This is a genomic window from Desulfovibrio sp. (assembly GCF_047607245.1).
In the GTDB taxonomy this organism is placed as follows: Bacteria; Desulfobacterota; Desulfovibrionia; order Desulfovibrionales; family Desulfovibrionaceae; genus Desulfovibrio.
On the sequence record NZ_JASGDK010000149.1, the window covers coordinates 1 to 11752 of the forward strand.

Below are 11752 nucleotides of genomic sequence, written 5' to 3' on the forward strand. Positions count from 1 at the left end.
ATCACAAAAGAAGTATGATGCAAATTGGTCATAGCTGCCTAAGTTCATGAAGCGAAAGGGGACGGATAGCCCGGCGAATACGTATCCACGTGAATACTTGGCATGCACCGCGCGCGACCTGCCACAAATATGTGGCAAATCCGCCTCAAAATCCGCCTTAAACTCTGGCGTAAAGTTTGGCTCAACACTTGTTGCTGACAAGGCATGCATTGCCAGAGCCTAACAGAAAACTGGCCGCGCTTGCTGCGGCTCAGAAGAACAAATAACGGTGAGGAGAAAGAAATAATGACACAGCACAATGCAGCAATGCCAGTACGGGAACTTGGAGATGGATTATCTGCATCCGCCATTTCTTTTGGCGCGATGGGCATGTCGGAATTTTACGGAGCTTCGCCTGATGACGAAGCTTGCCTTAAGGTTCTTGATCATACTCTGGAGTTGGGCGTCTCCATGCTTGATACTGCCGACATGTATGGCCGTGGTCACAATGAACGTCTTATGGCCAAATTCATTGCCCGCCATCCACAAGAATATGCAAGCGGCCGCATTCGCATTGCCACGAAGTTCGGCATCGACCGAGACCCTGCCGATTCATACAAACGCAGCATCAACAATTCGCCGGACTATATCCGTAGCGCCTGCGATGCTTCGCTAAAACGGCTTGGCGTTGAGCGCATAGATCTGTATTACGCCCACAGGGTCAATACCGATGTAGATATAGCAGACACAATGGGCGTACTTGCCGAACTTAAACAGCAGGGCAAAATAGCGCATATAGGCTTGTGCGAAGTTTCAGCCGCTACGCTGGAAAAGGCTCATGCCGTGCATCCTGTGGCTGCGCTGCAAAGCGAATATTCCTTGTGGACACGCGAAATGGAAGCCTCGGTTCTGCCCGCATGCCGCCGTTTGGGCATTGGCTTTGTTGCTTACAGTCCACTGGGCCGGGGATTTTTGACAGGAAAATACTCGTCACCTGAAAACCTTGAGGCCGGAGACTTCCGGCGGGCCAACCCGCGCTTTCAGGGGGAAAATCTTCGTAACAACGCAAAGCTTCTGCCATCCTTGCAGGCTGTGGCTGAAAAACAGGGCTGCACTTCCGCGCAAGTTGCTCTTGCGTGGCTTCTTAGCCGTTATGAGCGCCTTGTGGTCATTCCCGGCACGCGCAGTATTGGGCGGCTTGAAGAAAACTGTCGGGCAGCGCAGCTTCCCTTGCCGCAAGAGGCCATTGCATTGCTTGATGCCGCGTTTGCGGCGGAAGCTGTTCACGGTGAACGCTACCCACAGGAAGGGATGAAGGGGGCAAATGCCTGAGCTGGCGGCGGTTCCGAAACTGGCGCGGCGGGGTATTGAAAGAGGGCTAGCTAGATAACATATAATCGTCTGTTCAGACGTTGCTTTTGTATAATCAGCACTACTGGCTATTGGTATGTCCCTGTCTCGTCGGCAGGGAGCAGACCAATAGCCAGTAGTTTTTTGTTTCGGTCATTAGCCCGCTCAACAAGCAAACGTCATAATAATATGAGTCTGTTGCCAGCGCAGCAAACTGAAAGGTGGGGTTTGTGTGGCAATGTCAGCGGCGGGGCAAAAGGCAGGCTTCAATACTGGGCCGTAGGCCCAGAAATTTCTGTTCAGTAGCCAGATGCGAAGAGCAGTTGCGATTATTTCGGCTTGTTGTCGTTTTTTTCGTTGTCTCGGGTGGTTATATCCGTTTCTTCCTGTTCGCTGGTGGCCTGCTTGAAATTCTTTATGGCCTTGCCAAGCCCGCTGCCGATTTCAGGCAGTTTTTTTGCGCCAAACAGCACTATCACAACCACCAGTACAACAAGCAAATGTTGTATGCTCAGTGCGCCCATATTATAAATCCTTGCAGTTAAGGTTGTTATTTTTATGTCTCAACAGGGACTTTTGATTGACGCCTACAATCATAGTCGCTTGATTGTGCAAAGGCAAACTCGTTCGAAACTTAAATTGGTCAACAGGCAGTCCTCAAACCGCTGCAAATGGACCCCGCAGATTGCAAAATTACGCTGCCTCCATGCACCAATTCAAACTATTGAGTAGTGCAACTCGCAGTCCCAAAATCTGCTCTGGAACCTTGTTTGACCTTGTACAAAGCACATACTAATCTTTTAAAGCATGTCAATGGCGTGAGCATGGTGGGTGACCATTGCAGAAATATTCGGGGGGCACATGTCCGGCCATATTGAGTCTTCAATTGCCATTCCTGTCTAAAATCAATGAGAGCCCTTCCGCGCCTGTCTTGGGCAACAATAGATGCGGCCTTGCTGCCATTTGTGGGATCTGGCGTCAGCCAAAGTATGTATGCAGCATAGCCTTGCTCATGGCCGTTGCCTGGATACTGCCGAGTTTTAGGCGGGCTTGCCAAGGGTAGCGCCGAAATTTTGGGCCCATCGGCTACGCCCTTGACCGGAAAGCGGCTTTGGGAAAGAGTCAGCTCCACAGAGATTCCGAATACGGGCCTCTAGGTTGCGTGGCGGTCTGGCCCGGCCGTTCGTTAGTGATTTTGGCACAATTTGATGCCTGTTTGGCTGGCATCTTTCTGCCAGCGCGGTGCTGAGGGCATGTACCGCATATGCAGGCATTGCAGCATAAAATGCTTCGGTTAATGAGGACGCAAAGGGCATGCTATACAGTATCAAGATGCGGGCAGAAAGCGGTTCGCGTCATATCTCGGGGGCAGAGCGCATTGTGGAGCGGCGTGAAATGGCTCAAGTTATGGACGCCCTGACCAGCCGCGGTCTGGAACATCCCAATGGCCCGGCTGAAAGCGTGACAGTTACAGTTCGGCACATAACCCGGCCTCTTTTGACCATACAAGCCCTGCCCGTGCATGATCCCAAAGTACAGGATATGGATGAAGCCCGCCGGGTGCTGGATGCGGAACTTTGCGCTTTGGGGCTGGAATCCGGCCCTGTGCTGTCTTTGCTGTACGGCTTGCGCGAGCCCATGCGAGGTGCAGTGCTGCTGCATGCAGACAGCCTGCAGCGGCTGGAACCAGACCAGCAGCGCGGGGTACGGGCCACATGTATGGACTATACGGGCAATAGCGGCGAAGGCAAAAATCACTTCAAAGAAGCGCTTTGCCTTGCCAGCAAAGTGGCGTCTTGCCCGCAGATCATCGGCGAATTATGTATTTCCGATGACCCTGATTACACGACGGGCTATTTCGCTTCCCGCGACCGGGGGTATGTGCGCATTCACCATATAAAGGCCAGCGGCATGCAGTTGGGAGGGCGGATTTTTCTTTTCAGAGGAGACCCGGACAGCCTGGAACAGTGCATGGACTATCTTGAGCATCAGCCCGTCATGGTCTGTATGGAGTAGGCATGGACAGTTTTGCCTCCCGTATTGACGCCATCAAAGCCGCACATTTGTACCGGAAGCTGCGCACCCTTTCGACGCCGCAAGGCAGGGAAGTGGTTATTGACGGCCAGCGTGTGCTGCTTTTTTCGTCCAACAGCTATCTGGGGCTCAACACCAACGAGCATATTTGCCGCAAAGCCATCCGCGCTGTGGAAGAATTTGGCGTGGGGTCAGGCGGTTCACGGCTTGTGACGGGCAATATGGCCCCGCATATGCGCCTTGAGGCCGCTGTGGCAGAGTTCAAGGGCAGTGAGGCGGCTCTGGCCTTTACCAGCGGCTACACGGCCAATGTGGGCGTAATAAGCTCCTTGTGCCACAAGGATACCGTGATTTTCAGCGATGCGCTCAATCACGCCAGCATCATTGACGGTTGCCGTCTGGCGCGGGGGCTTACCGCTGTTTACGCCCATAACGATATGGATGACCTGTTGCAGCGGATTCGCCACCTTCGGCCTCGCCAGGGTTTTATCGTCACAGACAGTGTGTTCAGTATGGACGGCGATATTGCGCGTCTGCCCGATCTGGCATCCATAGCCCGGACATATGGCCTGACGCTTGTGGTTGACGACGCGCATGCCACTGGCGTGCTTGGGGCCACGGGACGCGGTTCTCTGCAGCATTTCGGTCTGAGCCACGATGACGTGCCTGTGGTTACAGGCACATTGAGCAAGGCGGTTCCCAGTGAAGGAGGGTTTGTTTGCGGCAGTTCAAGCCTGTGCGATCTGATTCGTAATACGGCCCGTTCCTTCATCTTCACCACAGCCCCTTCACCTTCCACTGCGGCCACGGCTTCGGCGGGGCTGGAGTATATAGCCGCTCACCCGGAACTGGTGGCACGGTTGCAGGGCAATGTTGCCTATTTTGTGGAAAAGCTGGGCCGGATTGGTATGAACATCCAAGGGCAGAGCCCCATTATCCCCATTATGGTGGGTGATGAGGAAAAGGCCGCCCGGGCGGCGGAGGCTTTGCTGGCTTTGGGAGTTTTTGCGCCTTGCATACGTTATCCCACAGTGCCCAAGGGGATGGCCCGGCTACGGCTGACGGTTATGGCCGCCCATACCCGCGAGGATCTGGATTACGCAGCAACCTGTCTGGAAAAGGCGCTTGCTGCTGTTTAGGCAGTGTTGCCTCGAGCGCTTTTCAGTTATTTGCGTCGAGCTTTTCCTTTTATTCCGGGCGAGCCCCGTCAGAGTGCACTCGCTGCATAAAAAGCTCATTCTTCCTAATAAAACAAGCAACTTCCTCTCGTGGCGGCACTGCCCAGGGCCTGCTTTTTGATACGAACTCTGGTTTAAACGCCTATTTCCTGCCCGCCTGGCCGGGGCGCCACGTCAGAGCTGGGCTCACTTTGCGTTGGCCGCCGCACGGCGGTAGGGCTGCTGAAAGCCCTTTCGTTGCTGACCACCTTGTTTCTGCCACCTCTTTTAGCTGCGTACAGGTACTTGTCTGCCCTCTTTACTGCTTTATCAAAAACAGAATTCAGGCATTTTTGCGGGTTGTCCAGGCTGACGCCGTTCACGCCAAAGCTGGCTGTCACGGGCACACTGTGTCCGTCATAGACTATACAGGATTCAATGAAGTTCTGGCGCAGTTGTTCCGCAACGCAAACTCCCCGTTGAATGTCCGTATGGGGCAGCAGCAAAATAAACTCCTCCCCGCCATATCTGCAGCAAATGTCTTCTTCACGTAAGCGGGACAACAGCAGCCGAGCTGTCTGGCGCAGCACTTCGTCGCCGCACGCGTGCCCCCACGTGTCATTGATTTTTTTAAAGTAATCGAGATCCACCATAATGATGACGGCCTGAGAACATCTTTCGGCGTGCTCTTGCAGGGCGTCCAATGCCTGATTGGTAAAGGCGCGGCGGTTCAGCAGGCCCGTCAGCGCATCCCTGTTGGACATTTCCTTGTACTCTGTGGACAGGGAAGTGAGCTTGGTGACGCTTTTATCCAGTTCTTCGGCCATAGTGTTGAAAGCCGTAGAAAAATCGCCAAGAAAATTCACGCGGTGTTGATAGTCGCCCCTGGCGATACAGCGCGCCTGCCATGTCATGTGGCGCAAATCTGCCTGAAGGGATTTAAGCGAGCCGATGACGTATCCTTTTTCAGAACAACTGCAATCCAGATCTCCCTTGCTGAGGGCATTTGTCATATGGCGTATGCCGAAAAGCAAAGAAGATAATTTTTCAATACCCGGAATGTCGCGGATATTTTCTGGAATAGCACTGCATTCAGCAGTGCTGCGGCTTAATATGGCCTGCACATAATTTATAACATCTTCTGCTTGTGAACTGCCTTCACGGGCATAGAAATTTTCAGTGTCGTTTGGATGCGCCATAGGTCATCACCTCGTGGAGGTTACGTAAAAACAACTCTTATAACATGTCATGGCGGGCAATGAGCAGGTATCTTGAGCCGTTATATGGCAAGGTTCGCCACAAACCAGAAGCAAAGAGCTATCAGGCTAAATCTTTTCAGGTGAAGCGGCAGGGAATATTTTTGTGTTTGACGAGTGAAAAATATCTAGATTTTTTTTATGTGTAAAGTGTTTAACTGCAAAAATAGAAAAGTGTTTCTGATATAATCAATGGTTAAAAACAACGATATTTGGCAGTTTTTTTATCGCTGGGTAGAATTGGTTTACTTTCTTCCTCTTCTAATAGTAGTTGCTCTCACTATATGGGCGCTGCTTCTTGCTCTTGCAGAAAGTCAGAATAGTCCACGCCGCAGTTAAATTTATCAGCCCATACGCCGTCACACTTTATACACAGCGAAGCAAACCATTTTATAAAACAAGATGAATGCCTTCTGTTCCGGCAAAGGCGGCAGTCTTTTTATGTATACAATGCGTTGGTCCTCGATAGTGCGAGACAACAGATGAGACAAATTTTACCAATCCTGGCTGCGCTGCTTTTTCTGGCCTGCACCTCAATTTCGGTTGCTGCCGTGGGTGGTGGCGTAGAAAGCTTTTGTTCCTCCGCAAGTCATGCCGCAGCTTTTGCCGGCAGACTCGTGTCAGACGTGAATATGTTAGCCAGCCTGACGGGGCTTGGTGAAAGCGCAGCTGCCCGTGAAAATTCGGCCTTGCCGGAGGCGGCTGACATGTCTTCACCTTGGCACGGGCTACAGGTTGCGCCAGAAGAAAGCACTGTTAGGGCTGAAACGCAGGAGCATGCCGGGATGGAGTGGGGCTTGGCTGAAAATCAGCACGGCTCTGCCAGTCAGCAGCAATCTGCATTTCGCGTCTTCAAGGAAGACGGGTTTTTGCGGCCTCATATTTCAGCATATGACCGGCGGCGCCAGTGGCTGGGGCCTGTACACTGGCTTGGGCCCATAAGCGCGATACCGAATCTCGATTGGGAAATGCTGCACGGTGCGGGCTGGCCCGAAAGCGTCGCCGCAATGCTGTCTCTTGATGCACGGGACGATTTGCACGGCAGATATTTGCTCCAAGGGGAGCACGCGGGGGCTGGCTCTTTGTCAGAGGGTGTCTTTACCGGTGGTGAGGTTGCGGTGGCTGGCCTTGCCGCCAGTGTTCTGCTGGTAATCAGTTATTGCCTGAACAAGAAAAAAATCAGGGCAAAAATGCAGAGCGTGCTCAACAGTGATGCGCTCACCGGCTTGAATACCCTGGAAAAATTCAAGGATGAATGTGCCGCGCGTCTGGAGCTGCACGGTGGGCATTCGCATGCAATTATTCAATTTGATATAAACAAGTTTAAAATTATCAATGATAAATTCGGGTTTGCCGTTGGTGACAAGCTGCTTCAAATATGTGGAGCTGCCCTGCAGACTTCACTTTCAGATTCAGAAATCTGCGCCCGTTGCTTTGCTGACCAGTTTGCCGCATTTGTGCGCTATGAGGGACTGGATACCCTGGGGCAGCGTGTGCGCCATATCGTCGACAGCGTGGAGCAGTGGCGGCTTGAAAACAATTTGCCCAGCAGAATAGACCTGCATTGCGGCGTTTATATTTTCAAAGACGGCCATAGCGCTGCTCATGATATCCAGCTGGCGCTGGATTTGGCGGGTTATGCACTGCAAGAAGCCAAGCAGCATGGCAAGAGTCAGGTGGTTTTTTACGATGAAAGCATGCGCAAGGTCTCATTGCTGCATCAGGATTTGAAAGACGGCATCGGTTTTGCGCTTGAGAAAGGGGAATTGCAGGTCTGGTTTCAGCCCAAGGTGGATATGCTCACCAATGGCATCATCGGCAGTGAAGCGCTGGTGCGCTGGTACCACCCCACGCACGGCCTGCTTTTGCCAGGATCTTTCATTCCGCTGTTTGAGCGCAGTGGCGACGTGCTACGTGTGGACTTTTATATTTTCGAGCAGGTGTGCAGCGCCCTGCAAGGCTGGGTAAAGTCTGGAATCGGTGCCTCTACGGTATCGTGCAATTTTTCAAGCCAGCATTTTGAGCGTCCCGAGTTCAGCCGCAAGCTTGTGGAAATAGCCTCCCGGTATTCTATTCCGCATGGGCTGCTGGAGGTGGAAATAACCGAAAGCACCATGCTGCGTAATCCTGAAGCCGCCAATATACAGATCAAGCAGCTGAAAGAACTCGGCTTCAGAACGACCATCGATGACTTTGGCTCGGGCTATTCATCACTTGGCCTGCTGCAACTCTTTGCCGCTGATGTCATAAAATTTGACCGAAGTTTTGTGAAAAGAAATATAGCGGGAAGAAGGGCGCAGATCGTGCTGGGAAGCATGATCGAACTGACAAAGCAGCTGGGCATGAGCGCTATCTGTGAAGGCGTAGAAACTGAGGAGCAGGCAAAAATCCTTATGCGGCACGGCTGCTATAACGCGCAGGGCTTTTACTATGCCAAGCCCATGCCCGCTGGCGAGTTTGAAAAAGTACTCAGGGTGGGACGGGTTTTTCCCGTCAGTTCCGTTTCTGCCGATGGTGGTGTGAGAGCCGCTGTGGGCGGCCTGGGGGTTCAGGGGGCATAAAAAGGCCACTGGCAGGTTGCCCCCTGCCAGTGGCTGATTATTGATTCTACAACTGAATGCTGTTCTTCGCAGTCAAAATGCCCGGCTGCGCAGAACGGTATTCATATTTTTGCTATGTAAGTTTTTTACTGTCCATTGCCCTGCCATCCATTGCTCTTCTGACAAGGGAAAAGAAGAATTCTTGCATCATGCAGCTTGATGATGGCCTGTGCTGGCTGTTTGGCAGAATCTCGCTGTTGGATTCGCTGGGGTGCAGATATTGAGCCCCTATGCCGCTACGAATCCAGTCCGGGTTGATACCCTGTTTTCTCAAAAGCTTTAGTAGCCATTCGGCAGGGATAGCCATGCGCTTTTTGGCGTCCGAAATGCATGACTGCGACACGCCCAGAAATTTTGCCAAATCCTGCTGTGTCTTGCACCCTGTAACCGATTTTATGCGTTCCATTGCGAGGGAGTAGTCAAAAAAGTTGTTGTCCATCATTTGTTGCTCCTGATCTTATGCCCAACTATCCGTGGCATGAGTGCTTTCTTCTACAAAAGGGGTTTGGCCAGACGTGCTTGCAGCACCTCCCCCATAGGGCCTGATTCTTTTGTATTTTATATGGATACATTCACAGGAATGATAATCGGCAGGGTCGTGCAACCCCAGTGCGCGGCCCTGCCATAGCGACAACTGGAGTCTCCAAAAAAGGAGTTAAAGTAAGCGAGTGTAGTCCCTCCCCGAAAAAGAGGGGCAGAGCTGATACCGACTGCGTTTTCGCATAAATGGTAAATGTAAAAACATATAACCACTTTTAGATATCTGCATCTGCGCGCTACCGTTATGTGATTACAGCCTGTGTAGTGGCTATTTGTCATGTAAAATAGGTAACGCGATAATAGAAGAGAAGCATAAAGCCTTTCTGTGAGAAACAATAAATGTATTTCCTTCTTTAAGTCAAATAGTTTTATTCTTATACATCTAAATTGAATTATATATGAATTGATTTGTGCAATTGAAGTTTTTTGGATGTAAATCTAAGGTGTGCTGTTGTTAAATAAGTTTAGCAGCGCATTTTTTTATTGTGAGAAACATCAGAGTATTAAATTTTATCGTATTGGCGTGCTGAACATGATGTTTAAACCGTAGATAGTAATGAGTTTTGTTTGCTGATTGGGTATATAACCATAGGTGTGCCTGGAAAAATAAGACCACCAGGAGTGATTGTTCATTTTTTTGCGTATTTTTGTATGTCTTGAGTATCTGGTAGGCGAATGAAAAGTTTTACTGAAGGATTGTTAATTGTAATCAGGAATGAATTTTGGGGGATAGGATTTGCATTTTGAAGATGGAGGATCGGAATTCTGCATTGATCTATGTGATGTGTGAACTGACAGATTATTCTGATGCCTGATTACGTTGACAAAGCATGCACTTAGTGAGTTAGTATTTACTGTGGCTCAAAGAGATAATCTTATTGAGAACATAAGATAAACACGATGCAGGTGCTATCCTGTAGCCAATATGAAATCATACCATTATTCCTATCCATAATATTTTATTGAAAACGTTTTTGTTGCAACATCAACTATTCAATAAATGGTCTTAATTGCATGGCGCATGCCTGACTTCAGCGCACAATGCATCCATTTGCAGTCGGTTTCATACGAAAACCATTCAGGCTTTGACCAGCACTGAGCATTGAGCCGCATACTCGGGCAGTGGATTTTAAATAAATATACATCAAGTGCAGGTTGCAAGATTATTGATGCGCCGTTGATTGGCGTGCACGGGAATTAATTATACTGATGTATAATACAGAGTAAATATTTTTCCCATATATTTATATGTAACATTTTGTACTCGTATGTTGATGCGGATATAGTAAATTAACTAGAGAATTCAGGGTGTCATGAAGCAAACAAGCAATAATATCTGCTGCATCTGGAACTCGGATGATCGCGAGGCTTTTGCTGCTGCTCAGAGGCACAGAACTTTTGTTAAGGTGGCTTGTTGCATTCCCTGGAAAGGAAGGCCAAGGGATGTGATTCTTTATGGTCGTTTGCGCAATGTCTTGGGCAGAGAAGCAACACTTGTAGTGCAGGAGGCTGAGGTCCTGTCACGTGGATGCAAAATCCATCAGTATGCGTGCGAGTTTTTTTTCTGTCTGGCGCGGAAAAATCAGAGCAATGGGCTGGAAAGGTTGGGATATAGAGGATCTGGCCGGGTGCTTGGTGTGAAAAAAAACCTTCGGGGTGAAATCAGCCATGTAAATTTACGTTTGGCCAACAAGTGTTTTGTGCGAAGAATGCGCCGGGATAAAAGAATCGACTGGGCGAGCCAGTATTGCCGTGCATCTGGGGCATTACGCATAGTGCAAGCGCCTGAATTTCGTTGCGACCTTACGAGCCTGTTGCACCGTCATAGCCATGAGGCTGATGTTGAAACGCCCATAGTAAATATTTCTGCCAGTGGAGCTTGTGCGTGGATGCCAGAAGAGCCGGATCTCAAGAGTTTGTCCGGCGAGCCTGATATTCTTTTTTACATGGTCCCTGCCACTTCTGCCTCTATGGAGCAACCCTATGTTTTTTTGGGCAGAAAGATGGGTTTTTTCCGTAGCGAATTGCCAAACATACTGGCTGTGCGCATGCACTTCATTTATGAACTGGATTGGGAAAAAGATCCGAGCCGTCTCAATTGGATTGAAATATCCGGTTGTGGTTCTTCGCGTTTGCGTGAGCACCTTGGGCAATATGATCATGACGCGCCCAACGACATATGGTTTGATATTTAAGCCTCGGATTTGGTCTGGATGCCTCAGCATGGCTATCGTTGAAGTTCAGGGCGCAAATTTACAGGCTATGCAACCGGCGACCTCGGCAGAACTAAGAAGAAGCTTCGCTCAAGGGGCGTAAACTGGATTGCGCTGCTGCCGTTGTTATAGCGGCATTTTTGCCAGTGAACCTGCCAGCGTGCTGCGCATGTCGGGCAAGTTGATGTGAGGCTGAATTTGCACTGCGTTCATTTGCAGCGTGTATTTCTCAAGTCCATCGTCAACTGTAAGCTGCCCGCGCGGGCCAAACGCAAGGTGCAGGGGCACAACCACTGTGCTCATACCCGTGAGCTGATCTGTTTCCATGCGGGGGGCTATGGTTCCTGCGTTGGTTCCAGACTTCCAGTGCAGTGCAGTGCTGATGGTGGTGAGGCTCAGCACCGCGTTAGCTTCATTTGCTTCTGAGCGCGGTTCGCCTGCCTCTGGCCGGGAAAGAAGAGACGTGTCTTTTGGGGCAGTGCCTGAAAATTGTTGAGTGGCAGGTTGGGCTTCCGTTGTTGTAGCCCGAGCGAATTCCAGTGAATTTGTATCACCGCAAACGGCCTGAGCCGTGGGGTCGAAGGCGCGGATATTTCCCAGGGGCGTTGGCACGCTGACAGGAC

At 50.4% G+C, this 11752-nt stretch carries 9 protein-coding genes and 1 pseudogene; 5 read left to right on the forward strand and 5 right to left on the reverse strand.

Translation table 11 applies throughout. The annotated features are described in order from the left end of the window. Window positions 1-210: hypothetical protein (locus QM579_RS11540; protein WP_414999289.1), on the reverse strand; the 210-nt coding region annotated here is incomplete at its 3' end. A 75-nt stretch (window positions 211-285) separates the two neighbouring features. On the opposite strand from QM579_RS11540, the gene QM579_RS11545 reads away from it, so the two are divergent. Continuing rightward, window positions 286-1311 carry an aldo/keto reductase gene (locus QM579_RS11545; protein WP_414999290.1) on the forward strand — a complete coding sequence of 342 codons (1026 nt, stop codon included), beginning with the start codon at window positions 286-288 and terminating at the stop codon, window positions 1309-1311. A 347-nt stretch (window positions 1312-1658) separates the two neighbouring features. On the opposite strand, the gene QM579_RS11550 is transcribed toward QM579_RS11545, so the two are convergent. Continuing rightward, window positions 1659-1853, reverse strand: coding sequence for a twin-arginine translocase TatA/TatE family subunit (locus QM579_RS11550; protein ID WP_414999291.1), 195 nt, complete (start codon window positions 1851-1853; stop codon window positions 1659-1661). Between the two features lie 790 nt (window positions 1854-2643). Between QM579_RS11550 and QM579_RS11555 the strand changes: the two genes are divergently transcribed. Together QM579_RS11555 and bioF are read left to right on the forward strand one after the other, a co-directional pair. After that, the gene (locus tag QM579_RS11555; protein ID WP_414999292.1) at window positions 2644-3345 is read left to right on the forward strand and encodes a 6-carboxyhexanoate--CoA ligase; all 702 of its coding nucleotides are present in this window, start codon (window positions 2644-2646) and stop codon (window positions 3343-3345) included. Between the two features lie 2 nt (window positions 3346-3347). Further along, entirely contained in the window at window positions 3348-4502 is a 1155-nt protein-coding gene (gene bioF / locus QM579_RS11560; RefSeq protein ID WP_414999293.1) for an 8-amino-7-oxononanoate synthase, read from the forward strand. 173 nt (window positions 4503-4675) lie between these two features. On the opposite strand, the gene QM579_RS11565 is transcribed toward bioF, so the two are convergent. After that, window positions 4676-5719 carry a diguanylate cyclase gene (locus tag QM579_RS11565; protein WP_414999294.1) on the reverse strand — a complete coding sequence of 348 codons (1044 nt, stop codon included), beginning with the start codon at window positions 5717-5719 and terminating at the stop codon, window positions 4676-4678. Window positions 5720-6408: 689 nt separating this feature from the next. On the opposite strand from QM579_RS11565, the gene QM579_RS11570 reads away from it, so the two are divergent. Beyond that, complete coding sequence (locus QM579_RS11570) at window positions 6409-8337, forward strand: putative bifunctional diguanylate cyclase/phosphodiesterase (protein ID WP_414999295.1); 1929 nt, start codon at window positions 6409-6411, stop codon at window positions 8335-8337. A 112-nt stretch (window positions 8338-8449) separates the two neighbouring features. Here the strand turns inward: QM579_RS11570 and QM579_RS11575 are convergent, their stop codons facing one another. After that, the gene (locus QM579_RS11575) at window positions 8450-8818 is read right to left on the reverse strand and encodes a helix-turn-helix domain-containing protein (protein ID WP_414999296.1); all 369 of its coding nucleotides are present in this window, start codon (window positions 8816-8818) and stop codon (window positions 8450-8452) included. Window positions 8819-10625: 1807 nt separating this feature from the next. Between QM579_RS11575 and QM579_RS11580 the strand changes: the two genes are divergently transcribed. Beyond that, a complete protein-coding gene (locus QM579_RS11580) occupies window positions 10626-11111 on the forward strand; it encodes a hypothetical protein (RefSeq protein WP_414999297.1) in 486 nt (161 codons plus the stop codon). Between the two features lie 144 nt (window positions 11112-11255). Here QM579_RS11580 and QM579_RS11585 read toward each other — a convergent pair. Further along, a pseudogene (locus QM579_RS11585) lies at window positions 11256-11752 on the reverse strand (hypothetical protein); the annotation flags it as partial.

Excerpts from the sequence above, each read along its gene's own strand:
- QM579_RS11575 (WP_414999296.1), bottom strand. The coding sequence starts at position 8,818 with ATGATGGACAACAACTTTTTTGACTACTCCCTCGCAATGGAACGCATA.
- QM579_RS11565 (WP_414999294.1), bottom strand. The coding sequence starts at position 5,719 with ATGGCGCATCCAAACGACACTGAAAATTTCTATGCCCGTGAAGGCAGT.
- QM579_RS11550 (WP_414999291.1), bottom strand. The coding sequence starts at position 1,853 with ATGGGCGCACTGAGCATACAACATTTGCTTGTTGTACTGGTGGTTGTG.
- QM579_RS11580 (WP_414999297.1), top strand. The coding sequence starts at position 10,626 with ATGCGCCGGGATAAAAGAATCGACTGGGCGAGCCAGTATTGCCGTGCA.
- bioF (WP_414999293.1), top strand. The coding sequence starts at position 3,348 with ATGGACAGTTTTGCCTCCCGTATTGACGCCATCAAAGCCGCACATTTG.
- QM579_RS11570 (WP_414999295.1), top strand. The coding sequence starts at position 6,409 with ATGTTAGCCAGCCTGACGGGGCTTGGTGAAAGCGCAGCTGCCCGTGAA.
- QM579_RS11545 (WP_414999290.1), top strand. The coding sequence starts at position 286 with ATGACACAGCACAATGCAGCAATGCCAGTACGGGAACTTGGAGATGGA.
- QM579_RS11555 (WP_414999292.1), top strand. The coding sequence starts at position 2,644 with ATGCTATACAGTATCAAGATGCGGGCAGAAAGCGGTTCGCGTCATATC.